General features: G+C 65.5%; 14 protein-coding genes. 13 read left to right on the forward strand and 1 reads right to left on the reverse strand.

The window, feature by feature from the left end:
* The first annotated feature begins 213 nt into the window (after positions 1-213).
* From P0R31_RS37415 to P0R31_RS37460, 10 genes are all read left to right on the forward strand, one after another.
* Entirely contained in the window at positions 214-1326 is a 1113-nt protein-coding gene (locus tag P0R31_RS37415; protein ID WP_036007715.1) for a BMP family ABC transporter substrate-binding protein, read from the forward strand.
* Complete coding sequence (locus tag P0R31_RS37420) at positions 1323-2435, forward strand: ABC transporter permease (protein WP_275500684.1); 1113 nt, start codon at positions 1323-1325, stop codon at positions 2433-2435. The genes P0R31_RS37415 and P0R31_RS37420 overlap by 4 nt, the downstream gene beginning before the upstream one ends.
* A 1-nt stretch (position 2436) precedes the next feature.
* The gene (locus P0R31_RS37425; RefSeq protein ID WP_036045297.1) at positions 2437-3363 is read left to right on the forward strand and encodes an ABC transporter permease; all 927 of its coding nucleotides are present in this window, start codon (positions 2437-2439) and stop codon (positions 3361-3363) included.
* A 17-nt stretch (positions 3364-3380) separates the two neighbouring features.
* A complete protein-coding gene (gene biuH, locus P0R31_RS37430) occupies positions 3381-4064 on the forward strand; it encodes a biuret amidohydrolase (RefSeq protein WP_063688390.1) in 684 nt (227 codons plus the stop codon).
* A complete protein-coding gene (locus P0R31_RS37435) occupies positions 4061-5593 on the forward strand; it encodes an ABC transporter ATP-binding protein (RefSeq protein ID WP_275520025.1) in 1533 nt (510 codons plus the stop codon). The genes biuH and P0R31_RS37435 overlap by 4 nt, the downstream gene beginning before the upstream one ends.
* An 11-nt stretch (positions 5594-5604) precedes the next feature.
* A complete protein-coding gene (locus tag P0R31_RS37440; RefSeq protein WP_275520027.1) occupies positions 5605-6090 on the forward strand; it encodes a nucleoside deaminase in 486 nt (161 codons plus the stop codon).
* 359 nt (positions 6091-6449) lie between these two features.
* On the forward strand, positions 6450-8021 hold the full coding sequence (locus tag P0R31_RS37445) for an ABC transporter ATP-binding protein (protein WP_275520029.1): 1572 nt from the start codon (positions 6450-6452) through the stop codon (positions 8019-8021).
* Positions 8005-9099, forward strand: a complete 1095-nt coding sequence (locus P0R31_RS37450; RefSeq protein WP_275520031.1) for an ABC transporter permease — start codon at positions 8005-8007, stop codon at positions 9097-9099. The genes P0R31_RS37445 and P0R31_RS37450 overlap by 17 nt, the downstream gene beginning before the upstream one ends.
* Positions 9086-10003 (forward strand): ABC transporter permease, encoded by a 918-nt coding sequence (locus tag P0R31_RS37455; RefSeq protein ID WP_275520033.1) that lies wholly within the window; start codon positions 9086-9088, stop codon positions 10001-10003. Before P0R31_RS37450 ends, P0R31_RS37455 begins: the two co-directional genes overlap by 14 nt.
* Positions 10004-10079: 76 nt before the next feature.
* Complete coding sequence (locus P0R31_RS37460; RefSeq protein WP_275520035.1) at positions 10080-11156, forward strand: BMP family ABC transporter substrate-binding protein; 1077 nt, start codon at positions 10080-10082, stop codon at positions 11154-11156.
* A gap of 110 nt (positions 11157-11266) precedes the next feature.
* On the opposite strand, the gene P0R31_RS37465 is transcribed toward P0R31_RS37460, so the two are convergent.
* Positions 11267-12616: an 8-oxoguanine deaminase gene (locus P0R31_RS37465; RefSeq protein WP_275520037.1), complete on the reverse strand. Its 1350-nt coding sequence runs from the start codon at positions 12614-12616 to the stop codon at positions 11267-11269.
* A 147-nt stretch (positions 12617-12763) separates the two neighbouring features.
* Here P0R31_RS37465 and P0R31_RS37470 point away from each other — a divergent pair, with 147 nt between their 5' ends.
* From P0R31_RS37470 to P0R31_RS37480, 3 genes are read left to right on the forward strand one after another with little or no spacing between them, the layout of a single operon-like run.
* The gene (locus tag P0R31_RS37470; protein WP_275520039.1) at positions 12764-13591 is read left to right on the forward strand and encodes an FAD binding domain-containing protein; all 828 of its coding nucleotides are present in this window, start codon (positions 12764-12766) and stop codon (positions 13589-13591) included.
* Positions 13588-16311 (forward strand): molybdopterin-dependent oxidoreductase, encoded by a 2724-nt coding sequence (locus tag P0R31_RS37475; RefSeq protein WP_275520041.1) that lies wholly within the window; start codon positions 13588-13590, stop codon positions 16309-16311. The genes P0R31_RS37470 and P0R31_RS37475 overlap by 4 nt, the downstream gene beginning before the upstream one ends.
* Before the next feature lie 24 nt (positions 16312-16335).
* Entirely contained in the window at positions 16336-17733 is a 1398-nt protein-coding gene (locus tag P0R31_RS37480; RefSeq protein WP_275520043.1) for a nucleobase:cation symporter-2 family protein, read from the forward strand.
* The last annotated feature ends 139 nt before the right edge of the window (positions 17734-17872 follow it).

Genomic DNA, 17872 nt, shown 5'->3' on the forward strand with positions numbered 1-17872 from the left:
GCTGCATACAATGCTTTGATATTGCCTAGAAATTAGTCTGCCATTTTCCTCGCCAAGTTCAGAGCACACATTATCCCATACTTATTTCAAGTACTTATAACGAATTGCACGCTTCATAGTCTCTGGCACGAAGCTTGCGACATCTGATCCCGGCTCCGCCAAGCCGGCGCAGCCGTGAGATCAAGGCGGGGCATCCGCCAAGGGGAGCGAGCAATGGATTCTGGCAGGATTTCACGACGTCATGTGTTGCAGGGCGGCGCGGCCCTCACCCTCGGCGCGGCAGCGGGCCTCCGCCCGGCCTTCGCAGCCGAGACCACCATCGGCTTCATCTATGTCGGCTCGCGCGACGACTACGGCTACAACCAGGCGCACGCGCAGGGCGCGGCGGCGCTGAAGAAGATTCCCGGCCTCAAGGTGGTCGAGGAGGAGAAGGTGCCGGAGACCGATGCGGTCGAGAAGACGATCGAGTCCATGATCAATCTCGATGGCGCCACCCTGCTCTTCCCGACCTCGTTCGGGTACTACAATCCGCACATGATCAAGATGGCCAACAAGTACCCGAAGCTCCGCTTCGAGCATTGCGGCGGCCTCTGGAGCGAGAAGGACCCCAAGAACGCCGGCAGCTATTTCGGCTATATCGACGAGGCTCAGTACATCTCCGGCATCGTCGCCGGCCTGACATCGAAGAGCAGCAAGCTCGGCTTTGTCGCGGCCAAGCCGATCCCTCAAGTGCTGCGCAACATCAACGCCTTCACGCTTGGCGCCAAGTCCGTCAATCCAAAGGCCACCACGCAGGTGATCTTCACCGGCGACTGGTCGATGCCGGTCAAGGAGGCCGAAGCCACCAACAGCCTGATCGATCAGGGCGTGGACGTGCTCACCTGCCACGTCGATGGGCCCAAGACCATGGTCGAGAACGCGGCGCGGCGCGGCGCCTTCGTCTGCGGCTATCACACCAACCAGTCGGCGTTGGCACCCAAGGCCTATCTCACCGGCGCGGAGTGGAACTGGGAGGCGCTCTATCCGAAGTTCGTCAAGATGATCGCCTCCGGCGAAGGCATCCCGAATTTCTACCGCGGCGGCCTGAAGGAAGAGATCGTCAAGACCTCGCCCTATGGCGAAGCGGTCTCGGCGGAAGCCCGCAAAGCGGCCGACGAGGCCAAGGCAAAATTCCTGTCGGCAGAAGGCTACGCCATCTTCAAGGGTGGGCTGGTCGACAACAAGGGCAAGACCGTGATCCCCGCCGGCACCAACCGCGGCCAGAAGGATCCTGAACTGGAGAAAATGGACTACCTCGTCGAGGGCGTGCTCGGAGCCACTTCGTGACGACGGAAGCGGCGGATTCCACAGACGCGGTCGGGACAGTCGCCCCGGCCGCCGATCCCGGTTTCCTCCAGCGTCACGGCGGCACGATCGAATATGTCCTGATCCCGGGCGCGGCGCTGGTCGGCGCGCTCGCGGTGTTCGGCATCTTCGTCGCGATGTTCGGCAAGAATCCGCTCGATCTCTATTTCTACATGTATTACGGCGCGTTCGGCACCTGGTTCTCCTGGCAGAACACGCTGACGCGCGCAGCGCCCCTGATCCTCACCGCACTCTGTACTGCGCTGCCGGCGCAGCTCGGCATGGTCATCATCGGTGGCGAAGGCGCGCTGCTGATCGGCGCATTGTCGGCAACCAGCGCCGCACTCGCGCTTCAGGGCATGCCGCCGCTCATCGTCCAGGTTGCCATGGTCTGCGCCGGCGTGATCGGCGGCGGGCTGTGGATCATGCTCGCGGGCGGCTTGCGGCAATATCGCGGCGTCAACGAGACCATCTCGAGCCTGCTGCTCGTCTACATCGCGCTCGCGATCCTCAACCATCTCGTCGAGGGGCTGATGCGCGATCCCGCCAGCCTCAACAAGCCGTCCACCCGCGAGATCGGCGCCGCCAACATGATCGGCTCCATTCCCGGCACCGACGTGCATTGGGGTCTCGTGTTCGGCCTGATCGCTGCGATCGCCTCCTACATCCTGATCTATCACACTGTGTTCGGCTTCGCCGCGCGCGTGGCGGGCGGCAACATCCGTGCTGCGAAGATCGTCGGTCTCGGCGTCGACAAGCTGATCCTGACCGTCTGCTTCCTTGCCGGCGGCGCGGCTGGCCTCGCCGGCATGGTTGAGGTCGCCGCCGTGCAGGGACGCACCAACGCCAACCTCGCTGCCGGCTACGGCTTCACCGGCATTCTCGTCGCCTTTCTGGCGCGGCAAAATCCGCTCGCCATCATCCCCGTCGCCATCCTGCTCGGCGGCATCAGCGCCAGCGGCGGCCTGCTGCAACGCCGCTTGGGGCTGCCCGATGCGTCCGTGCTGGTGCTGCAGGGCATCATCTTCGTCTTCGTGCTCGCCAGCGATGCGCTCTACGGCCGCATCGGATTCCTGAAGGGAAAATCCTGAGATGGCAGACGGATCGATCGGCCTCTGGACCGTCCCGCTCGCCGTCCTCGGCGGCGCGATTCGCGTCTCCACTCCATTCCTGTTCGTGAGCCTGGGCGAATGCATCACGGAGCGTGCGGGCCGCATCAATCTCGGCCTCGAAGGCACGCTGGTGATGGGCGCGATGAGCGCCTATGGCATCTCCTATCTCACCGGCTCTCCGTGGCTCGGCGTGCTTGCCGCCGGCATCACCGGCGCGCTGCTGGGTGCGCTGCATGCCGGCATCTGCTCGCTGCCGCGCGTCAATGACGTTGCCGTCGGCATTGCCTTGATGCTGTTCGGCACTGGCCTTGCGTTCTATCTCGGCAAGCCGCTGATCGAGCCGACAGCGCCGCGGCTGCCCGCCATCGACTTCGGCTGGTGGAGCGACATCCCGCAAGTCCAGGCAGCGCTGCGCATCAACGTGCTGTTCCTGATCGGCGTGGCGCTGGCGCCAATCCTCTATTGGGCCTTCCGCACCACCCGCTGGGGCTTGCTCATCCGCACCGCCGGCGAGAGCGCGGATGCCGCACGTGCGATGGGCCATTCCGTGCTGCTGATCCGCCTGCGCGCCACCATGGCCGGTGGTTTCCTCGCGGGCATCGGCGGCTCGTTTCTGTCCCTGTTCTACCCCGGAAGCTGGAACGAGGGCCTTTCCTCGGGCCAGGGCATCACCGCCGTGGCGCTCGTGATCTTCGCGCGCTGGGATCCCCTGCTCTGCCTGTGGGCCTCGCTCGCCTTCGGCGGCGCAGCGGCGCTGGGTCCGGCGCTGCAATCGGTCGGCGTCACCTCCGGCTATCACCTCTTCAACGCCGCGCCCTACATCCTGACGCTGGCGATCATGATCATCACCTGCTCGCCGAAGCGGACGCTGACCGGCGCGCCCGCCGAACTCTCGATCACACGGTAACACGCACGAGGTCGTCCATGCCCGAGCGCTACATCAAGTCCGAGCCCTATGCCTGGCCCTACAATGGTGATCTCCGCCCCGAGAACACCGCGCTGATTATCATCGACATGCAGACCGATTTCTGCGGGGTCGGCGGCTATGTCGACAAGATGGGCTACGACCTCTCGCTGACACGGGCACCGATCGAGCCGATCAAGCGGCTGCTCGCAGCGATGCGAAGCCAAGGCTTCCATATCATCCATACCCGCGAAGGCCACCGCCCGGATCTCTCCGACCTGCCCGCCAACAAGCGCTGGCGCTCGCGCCAGATCGGCGCCGGCATCGGCGATCCCGGCCCGTGCGGACGCATCCTGGTGCGCGGCGAGCCCGGCTGGGACATCATCGAGGAGCTGGCGCCGCTGCCGGGCGAGCCGATCATCGACAAGCCCGGCAAGGGCTCGTTCTGCGCCACCGATCTGGAGCTGATCCTGCGCGTGCGCGGCATCGAGAACATCGTGCTGACCGGGATCACGACCGACGTCTGCGTCCACACCACGATGCGCGAGGCCAACGACCGCGGCTTCGAATGCGTCCTGCTGCACGATTGCTGCGGCGCGACCGACAAGAGCAACCACGACCATGCGCTGAAGATGATCAAGATGCAGGGCGGCGTATTCGGCGCGGTCTCGACCTCGGATGCCTTCATCGGAGCGATTTCGTGATCATCGGCGAAACGCCACCGCCCTCGGGCGCCTTCGGCGTCGACGCCGTCGCCATGACCATGCGCTTCGGAGACTTCCTGGCGCTGGACAATGTCGAGTTAAAGGTGCGGCCGGGCTCGTTCCACGCCCTGCTCGGCGAGAATGGCGCCGGCAAATCCACCCTCGTCAAATGCATCATGGGCTACTACCACGCGACCGAAGGCGACATCATCGTCGGCGGCCGCGAGCAGGCGATCGCCAACCCGAAGGATGCCCACGCGCTCGGCCTCGGCATGGTCTACCAGCATTTTACGCTGGTGCCAGCGATGACGGTTGCCGAAAACCTCGTGCTGGCGCGCGATGACGTGCCGGCCGTGGTGAACTGGCCGAACGAGATGAAGGAGCTGGAGGCGTTCTTGGGCAGCATGCCCTTCAAGGTACCGCTCTCCGCAAAGGTCTCCGACATCTCTGCCGGCGAACGGCAGAAGTGCGAGATCCTCAAGCAGCTCTATCTGAAGCGGCGCTTCCTGATCCTGGACGAGCCGACCTCGGTGCTGACCCCGGCGGAAGCCGACGAGGTGCTCGGCATGCTCCGCGACATGGTTGTGAAGGGCGAGCTGACCATCCTGATGATCACGCACAAGTTCCGCGAGGTCATGGCGTTTGCCGATGACGTCACCATCCTGCGCCGCGGCAAGCTCGCCGGTGCCGGCAAGGTTTCCGAGCTGACGCCGGACGCGATGGCCCGCACCATGATCGGTGCCGAGGAGTTGACGGTGCAGCCGCCGCGCACCGGCGAAGCCGGTCAGGCCAGGCTGGAGCTGCAAAAGCTCCGCGCCCTGGACGATGCGGGCGCCGTTGCCGTGCACGATGTCTCGCTCACCGTTCGCGCCGGCGAGATCGTCGGCATCGCCGGCGTTTCCGGGAATGGCCAGCGCCAGCTCGTCGAGGTGCTGGCCGGCCAGCGCGAGGCCGAGAGCGGGGAGGTGCGCGTCGCCGGCGATCCCTATCACGCAAGCCGCGAGGAGATGCGGCGGCACAGGATGTCGCTGCTGCCCGAGGAGCCGCTGAAGAACGCCTGCGTCGGCGGCATGAGCGTCGCCGACAACATCGCCTTTCGAGAATTCGACCGCGCACCCTTTGCAAGTGGCGGCTGGTGGCTCAATCGTAGTGCCATCCGGAGTGACGCCAGGAAGAAGATCGGCCAGTACAAGATCAAGACCCGCACCCCCGATACGCCGATCTCGGCGCTGTCGGGCGGCAACGTGCAGCGGGCTGTGCTGGCCCGCGAGCTCGGCGGCGACGTCGAGGTGCTGATCGCCGCCAATCCCTGCTTCGGCCTCGATTTCGCGGCGGTGGCGCAGATCCATGCCGAGATCATGGCCGCGCGCAACCGCGGCGCAGCCGTCCTGCTCGTCAGCGAGGACCTCGACGAGCTGCTCGAACTTTCGGATAGGCTTGTGGTGATGTTCCACGGCGAATTCGTGTATGAAGCACGGACCAGCGAAGCCGATCTCACGGTGGTCGGCCGCCACATGGCAGGGCACTGAACGGAGGATCGATGGACGACGCCTCAGGGCGCGACGAGCACTTCCTGCGCCTGTCCTTCGCGGTTGCCCGCCGTTCCCTCACCCATGGCAACCACCCCTTCGGCTGCATCGTCGTCGATGCCAACGGCAAGGTGCTGATCGAGACTGAGAACGGCTACATGCCGGATCACGACGGCACCGCGCATGCCGAGCGTCTCGCAGCCACCCAGGCCAGCCGTACACTCGACCGCGATGTGCTGGCGAAAGCCACGCTCTATTCCTCAGCCGAACCCTGCGCGATGTGTGCGGGCGCGATCTACTGGGCCGGCATCGGCCGCGTCGTCTATGGCCTCAGCGAGCACCGCCTGCGCGGCATCACCGGCAACCATCCGGAAAATCCGACGCTCAACCTGCCATGCCGCGAGGTTTTTGCCAGCGGCCAGCGGCCGACGGAGGTCGTCGGGCCGCTGCTCGAAGACGAAGCCGAAGCGCTGCATGTCGGCGTTTGGACGAAGTAGCAGCACATCCCAAAGGGGACGACACCGTGGAGTGCCGCATTGAGGCAGCCATTGCGGCCGCTGCGCTCCGCGCGATGGACGACCGACGCGTCCATTGCTCAACATGGCGTCAGGTTTGCACAGCGGGTTCCGATTTGCCTTGGACCGTCACAAATTTGCAACAGCCTTCGGCCGGCAGACGCAATCGCCCCGCCCACGAGGTGCTGTTTGCGGGGTTTGATCGCTCGAAAATTGACGACGAGCGCTGGGCCGAGTGCCTGCCGACGCGTTGAGCAAGGGATGATGCTTTTTCACATCTTACGCCGCGGTTCAAACTGGCCCAGTATCGAGGCACTTCACCCATGCAAGCGCATCAGCGAATGTTAGATCCGACGCCCAACGGCCAGCATTCCGTCGAGTCCCCGCTCCTGAGGACCATCGGCCTCACCAAACGTTATGGAGATTTCCTCGCCAACGATTGCATCGATATCGAGATCCGGCCGAGGGAAATCCACGCCCTGCTGGGCGAGAACGGCGCCGGCAAGTCGACGCTGGTCAGGGCGATCTACGGACTGATCCAGCCCAGCGCCGGCGAGATTCACTGGCAGGGCGAGCGGATCGTGCTGTCCGGTCCGTCCGAAGCGCGCAGCCGCGGCATCGGCATGGTGTTCCAGCACTTCTCGCTGTTCGACAATCTCACGGTTGCCGAGAACGTCGCGCTCGGCCTCGACGGCAAGGAATCCTTCAAGGACATGTCGGCCCGGCTGGAACAGGTGTCGAAGACTTACGGTCTGCCGCTCGATCCCAGGCGTGAGGTGTGGCAACTCTCCGTCGGCGAGCGTCAGCGCATCGAGATCGTCCGCGCCCTGATGCAGGATCCGAAGTTCCTGATCCTGGACGAGCCCACCGCGGTGCTGACGCCGCAGGAGGCTGACCAGCTCTTCATTGTGCTGGATCGCCTCAAGGCCGAGGGCCGCGCCATCCTCTATATCAGCCACAAGCTGGAGGAGGTGAAGCGGCTCTGCGACACGGCGACGATCCTGCGTGGCGGCAGGAAGGTCGAGACCTGCAACCCGCGGCTCGAAACCGCCGCCTCGCTTGCGCGGATGATGGTCGGCGGCGAGGTCAAGGAGGTGAAGGGCGCATCCGGCCGCAAGACCACCGTGCCGCGGCTCGTCGTCAATGATCTCTCGCTGGCTCCCGTCGAAGCGCACGGCGTGCGGCTCGAGCACATCTCATTCGAGCTGAAGGGCGGCGAGATTCTCGGCATCGCCGGCGTCGCCGGTAACGGCCAGGACGAATTGTTCGCAGCGCTCTCCGGCGAGCGTCTCGCGAAGGACCCCGGAACGGTGGTGATCGAGGGCATCGCCGCCGGTCACCTTTCGATCACCCAGCGGCGCAAGCTGGGGGCGGCCTTCGTTCCCGAGGAGCGGCTCGGCCACGGCACCGCGCCGCGGATGAGACTGTCGGAGAACGCGCTGCTCACCGGCCATGCCGCCAGCGGCATGGTCCATCGCGGCTTCATCGATACGGCGGCCACGCTGAGAACGGTCGACCGCGCCACCGAAACCTTCGGCGTCCGCAAGGCCAAGCGCGATCCCGAGGCCGCCAGCCTGTCCGGCGGCAATCTGCAGAAGTTCATCGTGGGACGCGAGATCCTGCGCAATCCCGCGGTACTGGTGGTTAGCCAGCCGACCTGGGGTGTCGACGCGGGCGCTGCCGCCGTCATCCGTCAGGCGCTGCTTGATCTCGCCACCGCAGGCGCGGCGGTACTCGTGACCAGCCAGGATCTCGACGAGCTCGCCGAGATTGCCGACCGCATCGCCGTGATGTTCCACGGCAAGCTGTCGGCTCCGCTCTCGGCACGCGAAGCAAGCCGCGAGAAGCTGGGCCTTCTGATGGGCGGCAGCAGCCTGCAGCCAAAGGAGATCGCGCATGCAGCTGGTGCTTGAGAAGCGTTCCGAGCGCTCCGGCACGATCGCGCTGGTGTCCCCCCTGATCGCGATTGGCCTCACGATCGTGACCATGGTCATTCTGTTCGCGATCCTCGGCAAGAATCCACTGCTTGCCCTGCACGCCTATTTCATTGCGCCCCTCACCGACGGCTATTCGCTCCAGGAGATCGCGGTGAAGGCGACGCCGCTGGTGATGATCGCGATCGGCCTGTCGCTGTGCTATCTCGCCAACGCCTGGAACATCGGCGCCGAAGGGCAATTCCTGATCGGCGCAGTCGCGGGAAGCTGGATCGCGGTGAAGACGCAAGGTACTGATGCCGGCGCCTGGGTGCTGCCGGCTATGCTCGTCCTCGCCGCCGCTGCGGGCGCGCTCTATGCGCTGATCCCGGCGATCTGCAAGGTGAAATTCGGCGCCAGCGAGATCCTGACCAGCCTGATGCTGGTCTATGTCGCCGACCTCTTCCTCGACTATCTCGTGCGCGGCCCCTGGCGCGATCCGCACGGCTTCAATTTCCCGATCACGGCCGAGTTCGATCCGGTCGCGACCGTGCCGTTGCTGATCGAAGGCGGCCGGCTGCATCTCGGCTCGATCATCGCCCTGCTCGTCGTCGCAGCAGCCGCGATCCTGCTCGGGCGCACCATCAAGGGTTTCGAGATCCGCGTGGTCGGCGCTGCGCCGCGCGCCGCGCGGTTCGGCGGCTTCAACGCCAACCAGCTCATCATCCTGACCTTCGCCGTCTCCGGCGCGCTGGCCGGGCTTGCTGGCATCATCGAGGTGGCGGGTCCAGTCGGGCATCTCCAGCCCGGCATCTCGCCAGGCTACGGCTTTACCGCGATCATCGTCGCTTTCCTCGGCCGGCTGAACCCGCTTGGAATATTAATTGCAGGCCTCTTCCTGGCGTTGACCTTTATCGGCGGCGAGCAGGCGCAGATCGCGATGAAGATTCCGCTGGACGTCACCAAGGTCTTTCAGGGCATTCTGCTGTTTTACGTGCTCGCCTGCGACTCCCTCATTCTCTACCGCTTCAAGCTGGTGTTCCCGAACCGAAAGGTGGTGGCCCGTGGAGCTGGTTGAGGCCATCATCCTGGCGGTGCTTGCCGCATCGACGCCGCTGTTGATTGCGGCGACCGGCGAGCTCGTGGCCGAGCGTTCCGGCGTGCTCAATCTCGGCGTCGAGGGCATGATGATCGTCGGCGCGGCCTGTGGCTTTGCCGGCGCGTGGCTGACCGGATCGATCTTGATCGGCGCGCTGTTCGGCATCGTTGCAGGCACGCTGATGTCGCTCGTGTTCGCGCTGATGGCGCTCGGGCTCGCCGTCAACCAGGTCGCAACCGGCCTCGCGCTGACCATCCTCGGCGTTGGGCTCTCCGGCCTGATCGGCGCCGGCTTCGTCGGCGAGCGCATCACGCCGGCCGTGCCCCTCGCCATTCCAGGTCTCACTAATGTCCCCCTGATCGGCCGCGTGCTGTTCGGCGAGAATGGTTTCGTCTATTTCTCGATCGCACTGATCGTCGCGGTGTGGTGGTTCCTGTACCGCACCCGGGCAGGCTTGATCCTCCGCGCCTGCGGCGACAATCACGTTTCCGCGCATGCGCTCGGCTATCCCGTCCTGCGCATCCGCACCCTCGCCGTGATGTTCGGCGGCGCCTGCGCTGGTCTTGCGGGCGCCTATCTGCCGCTCGCCTATACGCCGTTCTTCATTCCGGGCATGACCGCAGGCCGCGGTTGGATCGCACTGGCACTGGTGGTGTTCTCGTCCTGGCGGCCGGCCCGGCTCGTCATCGGCGCCTATCTGTTCGGCGCGGTGACGATCCTGCAACTGCATGCGCAAGGATGGGGCGTCGGCATTCCCTCGCAATTCATGTCGGCGCTGCCTTATCTCGCGACGGTCATCGTGCTGGTCCTGCTCTCCCGCGCGCGCACCGGCGGCTCGACCGCACCCGCCGCGCTCGGCACGGTGTTCGTGCCCGACCGCTAGATTTCGTTTCCGCAGTGTGCACGATGGGGCGCGCATGCTGCGGATCGTGCCTTCCCCCGAAGTTTGGAGATCGATGATGAGGAAATCACTTCTTGCACTGGCTGCCGGGCTCTTGCTCGCCGGGAGCGTCAGTGCGGCCTCCGCCGCCGACAAGCTGAAAGTCGGCTTCGTTTATCTCGGTCCGATCGGAGACCTCGGCTGGACCTATCAGCACGACCTCGGTCGCCAGGCGCTGGTGAAAGAATTGGGCGACAAGATCGAGACCACTTATCTCGAGAACGTGCCCGAAGGCCCGGACTCCGAGCGAGCGATCGAGCAGCTCGTCCGCGCCGGCAACAAACTGATCTTCACCACATCGTTCGGCTACATGGATCCGACGCTGAAGGTCGCCAAGAAATATCCGAACGTGCATTTCGAGCACGCCACCGGCTACAAGCGCAACCCGAACATGTCGACCTATTCGGCGAAATGGTATCAGGGCCGCTACATTCAAGGCCTGATTGCGGCGAAGATGTCGAAGTCGGGCGTGCTCGGCTATATCGGCTCGTTCCCGATTCCGGAGGTCGTCTCCGGCATCAACGCGACGATACTGGCGGCGCAGACCATCAATCCGAACATCAAGGTCAAGATCATCTGGGCCAACACCTGGTTCGACCCAGGCAAGGAGGCCGACGCCGCCAAGGCGCTGATCGACCAGGGTGCCGACGTCATCATGCAGCACACGGATTCGCCCGCGGCCATGCAGATCGCCAGCGAACGCGGCAAGCTGGCCTTCGGCCAGGATTCCGAAATGATCCAGTTCGGGCCAAAGGCCCAGCTGACCTCGATCATCAACAGCTGGGGGCCCTATTATATCGAGCGCGTCAAGGCCGAGCTCGCCGGCACCTGGAAGTCCGAGGACACCTGGGGTGGCCTCGACAGCCGCATGTTCGCGATGGCGCCCTACACCAACATGCCTGACGATGTGAAAAAAATGGCTGAGGATGCCCAGGCCGCGATCACCGCGGGCAAGCTGCATCCGTTCAAATGCCCGATCGTTGGGCAGGACGGCAAGCCGGTCGAATGCAAGGGCGGCGGTCACCTGGATGACGGCCAGATCCTCAGTATGAATTTCTACGTGAAAGGCATCGACGACAAGCTGCCGGGCAAGTAGCACGCTTCTTGCATTGACTAAATCACCTGCTCCTCCCGGAGGAGGTTCGGAGGGGGTGGCCAGAAGCACCCGGCACTTGTGGCTGCCCCCTCTTTCTCTGTTTCGCCCGGCTATCCAGCCTGCATGGCCCGCGCCGCGGAACTGTGGCGGCGGATGAGGTCTGCCACATCGAGACCCGGGATCGCACCGTCGATCACCGCCCATTTTCCAGCCACCATCACCCGGTCGGCGCGATGCGCCCCGCACAGCACGAGCGCAGCCAGCGGATCGCCGTGGCCGGAGAAGCGCAGCTCGTCGAGCCGGAACAGCGCAAGATCGGCGGCCTTGCCGACGGCGATGTCGCCGAGTTCCGGCCGGCCGACACACGCCGCCGAGCCCTTGGTGGCCCAGCGCAGCGCATCCTTGTGGCTGACCTTCGTGACGCCATAACGCGCGCGTTGCAGCAGGAACGCGGCCCGCACCTCCTGCATCAGGTTGGATCCGTCGTTGGAGGCCGAGCCGTCGACACCAATGCCGATCCCGACGCCGGCCTCTTCCATGTCGCACACCGGGCAACAGCCCGACGCGAGCAGCTGGTTGCTGCACGCACAATGGCTGATGGTCGTGCCGGCCTTGCCGAGCCGCCTCATCTCGTCCGGATTGAAGAAGATTCCATGGGCGAGCCAGGTCCGCGCACCGAGCCAGCCGCATTGGTCGAGATAGTCGAGCGGACGGCAGCCATACATCTGCTGGCAGAAGCTGTTCTCGTCCTCGGTCTCAGCGAGATGGGTGTGCAGGCGCAAATCGAGCTTGTCGGCGAGATCGGCCGTGGCGCGCATCAGCGACGTCGTCACCGAGAACGGCGAGCATGGCGCCAGCGCGATCTGCACCATCGCATCCGCGCCGCGCTGATGATGCCTGGCGACCACGCGGGCGCTGTCGGCGAGAATGGTGTCCTCGTCCTGCACGACGCTGTCTGGCGGCAGGCCGCCGTCGCGCTGCGACAGGTTCATCGAGCCGCGCGTGAGCAGCACGCGCATGCCGAGGCGCTTCGCCACCGCCACCTCGATATCGACGGCGTCTTCGAGTCCGGGCGGGAAGACGTAGTGGTGATCCGTCGTGGTGGTGCAGCCGGAGAGCAACAGCTCGGACATCGCCACGGTGACGCCGAGCTCGAGCGCTTCCGGCGTCAGCCTCGCCCACACCGGATAGAGCGCCTGGAGCCAGGGGAACAGCTCGCGGTCCATCGCGGCCGGCAGCGCCCGCGACAGCGTCTGGTAGAAGTGATGATGGGTATTGATCAGGCCCGGCAGCACGACGTGTTCGCCCGCATCGAACACTGCGACATCGGCGGTTGCGGGCACACCGCCAGCCGGCACGAGCTCGACGATTCGGCCGCCCTTCACGACAATGCCGCGCTCGGCCCCGTCGGCGAGGATGGCCAGGGGATCCCTGATCCAGGTCGAACTTGCCTCAGTCATGATCCTGCTTCTCCTCACCCACGCTGACGGCGGACCTGCAAGGCCGAGGACGATTGCGTCCTTGCTTCGACTTGTTGTTGCCACTTGGCTCTCGTCTTGCAACACTTCGCTCGGACCATTCAACCGTCGGAAGCCGTTGGCGCAGCCATGGACTTGAATACCATCACAGCCGTCGCCCATCCGCAAACGCGCGCGCAGCTGCCCGTTTGGACGGCAGGTGATGCTTGGCTCGCGGGCGGCACCTGGCTGTTCTCGGAGCCGCAAGCGCATCTGACGCGACTGATCGATCTCACCGATCTGAAATGGCCGGCACTTGCGATCACAGAGAGCCACCTCTCGATCGCCGCCACCTGCACCATCGCAGAGCTCGATGGACTCGCCTGCCCCTCCGATTGGCTCGCAGCGCCGCTGATCAACCAGTGTTGCCGGGCCTTCCTTGCCTCGTTCAAGATCTGGAAGACCGCGACCGTCGGCGGCAATCTCTGCATGTCGTTGCCGGCGGGACCGATGATCTCGCTGACGTCGGCACTCGACGGCGTCTGCACCATCTGGAAGGCCGGCGGCGGTGAACAGAGGCTTCCGGTCACCGAATTCGTCACCGGCAACCAGCGCAATCGCCTGACGCCAGGCGACCTGCTCCGGCAGATCGACATCCCGCTTCCCGCGCTGAAGCGCCGTACGGCCTTCCGCCAGATCTCGCTGGCGCCGGTCGGCCGCTCGGCGGCGCTGCTGATCGGCAGTCTCGAAGCCGACGATACGCTGACACTCACGGTCACCGCGTCGACGGTGCGGCCAATCCAGCTGCGCTTCCCCAAAGCCCCGGACGCAAGCGCGTTGCGCGCCGCGCTCATGCAGGAGATTACCGATGATCTGTACCACACGGACATCCATGGCGCGCCACTCTGGCGCAAGCACATGACGCTGCGCCTGGCCGAGGACATTCGCGGCGAGCTGCTGGGAGCGATAACCGCATGAGCCTGGAGGTCAATGGCGAGGCATTTTCCCAGGAGCCGCGCGCCGGCCAGTGCCTGCGCACGTTCCTGCGCGAGCTCGGCCATTTCGGCGTTAAGAAGGGCTGCGATGCCGGCGACTGCGGCGCCTGCACCGTGCTGCTGGACGGCGAGCCGGTGCACAGCTGCCTGATCCCGGCGTTCCGGGCCGAGGGCCGCAGCGTGACGACGATCGAAGGCCTTGGCGGCGATCACGGCACGCATCCGATGCAGCAGGCCTTCCTCGATGCGCAGGGCTTTCAATGCGGATTCTGCACCGCCGGCATGATCCTGACCTGCGCCTCGCTGAACCAGGCGCAGCGCACCGATCTCGGCACGGCGCTGAAAGGCAATATCTGCCGCTGCACCGGCTATCGGTCGATCGAGGACGCGATCCTCGGCAATGCCAATGTCGAGGCGAGCGTCGAGGCCGGCGCCGCCTTCGGCCGCAGCCTGCCCGCCCCCGCAGGCCCCGACGTGGTCCGCGGCACGGCACGCTACACCTTCGACACCGCAATCGATGGTCTGCTGCACATCAAGCTGCTGCGCTCGCCGCATGCGCACGCCAGGATCGTCGCGATCGACAAGTCGGACGCGCTGAGCATCCCCGGAGTGCACGCCGTGCTGACGCACGAGGATGCGCCGTCCGTCCTGATCTCGACGGCGCGGCATGAGAAAGACTGGATGGACCCGGAGGATACCCGCGTCCTGGATGACGTCGTCCGTTTCATCGGCCAGAAGGTTGCCGCCGTCGTCGCCGAGACTGAAGCCGCCGCCGAGGCGGCGTGCCGCAAGCTGAAAGTCAGTTACGAGGTCCTGCCGGCGCTGATCGATCCAGAGCTGGCGATGGCCCCGGGTGCGCCGGTCATCCATCCCGACCGCACCACTGCGAACCGCGTTGCCGACGCCCAGCGCAACCTGGTCGCGGAGACGCATGGCGAGTTCGGCGATGTCGCATCGGCCCTCGCCACATCTGCCGCCACCTATGAGGCCATCTTCCACAGTCACCGTGTGCAGCACGCTGCGCTCGAGACCCATGGTGGCCTTGCCTGGCTCGATGATTCCGGCGTGCTCAACGTCCGCACCTCGACGCAAGTGCCGTTCCTGACCCGGCGTGCGCTGTCGGACATCTTCCAGCTCCCCATGGGCAAGGTCCGCGTGTTCTGCGAACGCGTCGGCGGCGGGTTCGGCGGCAAGCAGGAGATGTTCGTCGAGGACATCCTGGCGCTTGCCGCGCTGAAGACCGGGCGGCCGGTCAAGCTGGAGCTGACACGCGAGGAGCAGTTCATCGCGAGCTCGACGCGGCATCCGATGCGGATCCACGTCAAGGCTGGCGCGGACAGCAACGGCAAGCTCACCGCGCTCCAGCTCGACGTGCTCTCCAACACCGGCGCCTACGGCAATCACGCCGGCCCCGTGATGTTCCACGCGCTGGCGGAGTCCATCGCCGTCTACAATTGCCCGAACAAGCGGGTCGACGGCGTCGCCGTCTACACCAACACCGTGCCGGCGGGCGCGTTTCGCGGCTATGGCCTGCCGCAGGCGCTGATCGCGGTGGAAGCTGCGATCGACGAACTGGCGGGGCAGCTCGGCATCAGCCCCTACGAGATGCGCCGGCGCAATATCGTGAGGCCCGGCGATCCCATGCTGTCGCCGCCGCCGTCCGAATATCACGACGTGCTCTACGGCTCCTACGGGCTCGACCAGTGTCTCGATCTCGTCGAGCGCGCCATGCAGGCCGATAGCCCGCAGCCGGAGCTGTCGCCGGATTGGCTGATCGGCGACGGCATCGCGCTGACCATGATCGACACCGTGCCACCGGCCGGCCACTTCGCGGATGCGACGATTGCGCTCAACGACCACGGCGGCTTCGACCTCACCGTCGGCACGGCCGAGTTCGGCAACGGCACCAGCACCGTGCATCGCCAGATCGCGGCGACCACGCTGGCGACCACCGTCGACAAGATTCGTCTGCGCCAGTCCGACACCGCCCATGGCGGCCACGACACCGGCGCGTATGGCAGCGCCGGCACCTTCGTTGCGGGCAAGGCGACGCATGCGGCAGCCGTGCAGCTTGCGAGCGAGCTGAAGGCGGCAGCCGCCGGGGCCTGGCTGTGCGATGTGGACACTTGCGCGCTCGATGCGGACTCCGTCGTCAGCGGCGTCCGCCGCATGCCTTTCACGGAGCTGGCGAAGCTCGCCCGCGAGCGCGGCCGGCCGTTCGCCGGCAGCGGCACGTCCGGCGGCACGCCGCGATCGGTCGGGTTCAACGTACACGGCTTTCGCGTCGCGGTGAACAAGGCGACCGGCGAGCTCCGGATTCTCAGGAGCGTGCACGCCGCGGACGCCGGCGTCGTCGCCAATCCCATGCAGTGCCGCGGTCAGGTCGAAGGCGGCGTGGCGCAGGCGCTCGGCGCTGCGCTCTACGAGGAGATGGTGATCGACGCGAGCGGGCGCGTCACCAATCCGAAATTCCGCGACTATCATTTGCCCTCTTTCGCCGACGTGCCGCGCACGGAGGTCTTCTTCGCCGAGACGTCCGACACGATCGGCCCGCTTGGCGCGAAGTCGATGAGCGAGAGCCCGTACAATCCGGTCGCCGCCGCGCTCGGCAACGCGATCGCGGATGCCACCGGCATTCGCTTCACCGCGCCGCCCTTCAAGCCGGACCGGCTGTTTCCGGCGCTCCATGACAAATTTGGCTAGATGCATGTTTCGGGGGATACATCCATGAGCAACGACGTCCATCCCGTCGACGAGGTCCTGCCGGTCCCGCGCCTGCTCGCGCTCGGGCTCCAGCACGTGCTGGTGATGTATGCCGGCGCGGTCGCGGTCCCCCTCATCATCGGCCGCGCGCTGAAGCTGCCGCCGGAGGACGTCGCCTTCTTGATCAGCGCCGACCTGTTCGCCTGCGGACTTGTGACGCTGGTCCAGTGCCTCGGCTTCCCCGGCGTCGGCATCCGCCTGCCCGTGATGATGGGCGTGACCTTTGCTTCGGTCGGCCCGATGCTGTCGATGGCGGCTTCACCGGAAATCGGCCTGCTCGGCATCTACGGCTCCGTGATCGCCGCCGGTCTGTTCGGCATCGTCGTTGCACCGTTCGTCAGCCGGCTGCTGCCGCTGTTTCCTCCCGTCGTCACCGGCACCATCATTCTCATCATCGGCATCTCCCTGATGCGCGTCGGCATCAACTGGGCCGGCGGCGGCCTGCCGACGTTGACGAAGGTGGTCGACGGCGTTCCCGGCAGCTTTCCCAATCCGGCCTATGGGCAATTGCAGGGGCTCGGCATCTCGCTGTTCGTGCTGCTCTTCATCCTCGGCCTGATCAAATGGGGCAGCGGGTTTCTCGCCAACGTCGCCGTGCTGCTCGGCATCATCGCCGGCGCGGTGCTCGCGAGCATTCTGGGCGTGATGCATTTCGACAAGGTCGCCGCCGCCTCCTGGGGCGCACTCGTGATTCCCTTCCGCTTCGGCATGCCGCAATTCCACCTGGTGCCGGTCATCACCATGTGCATCGTCATGATCGTGGTGATGATCGAATCGCTCGGTATGTTCCTGGCGCTCGGCGAGATCACCGGCAAGGCCGTCGACCGCGAAGCCCTGAGCCGGGGCCTGCGCGCCGACGGGCTCGGCACGCTGCTCGGCGGCATCTTCAACACGTTTCCCTATACCTCGTTTTCGCAGAACGTCGGCCTCGTCTCGGTCACGGCCGTGCGCTCGCGCTGGGTGACGGTGACGGGCGGCTGCATCCTGCTCGTGCTCGGGCTCTTGCCGAAGCTCGCTGCGCTGGTGGAGGCGGTGCCGCTGGTCGTGCTCGGCGGCGCCGGCCTCGTGATGTTCGGCATGGTGGCGGCCACCGGCGCACGCATCCTGGCCGCGGTCGATTTCCGCAACAACCGCTACAATCTCTTCATTGTCGCGATCTCGATCGGCTTTGGGCTGATACCGCTCGTTGCTCCCGGTTTTTTCCGCAATCTGCCGCACGATCTGCACCCGCTGCTGGAGTCCGGCATTCTGCTGTGCGCGGTCGTGTCGGTGCTGCTCAATGCCTTCTTCAACGGATTGAGCGGTGGCGCTGCCGCGGAGGCAGACGCGGCATCAGCCGCCGCATCGGCACAGCATGTCTAAAGCGCGATGCGACTAGCACTACTTTGGCAGATTCTATTTGCGCCCGTGTTTTTCAAGGATTTGTTTTCGGCAGTAGGGACACCGTTGAGGCGGCGGCCGAAGGATGAGATCGACGATGGCGTGACGTACGGCGGGCATG

The organism is Bradyrhizobium yuanmingense (genome assembly GCF_029167105.1).
GTDB classification, from domain to species: Bacteria; Pseudomonadota; Alphaproteobacteria; order Rhizobiales; family Xanthobacteraceae; genus Bradyrhizobium; species Bradyrhizobium yuanmingense_A.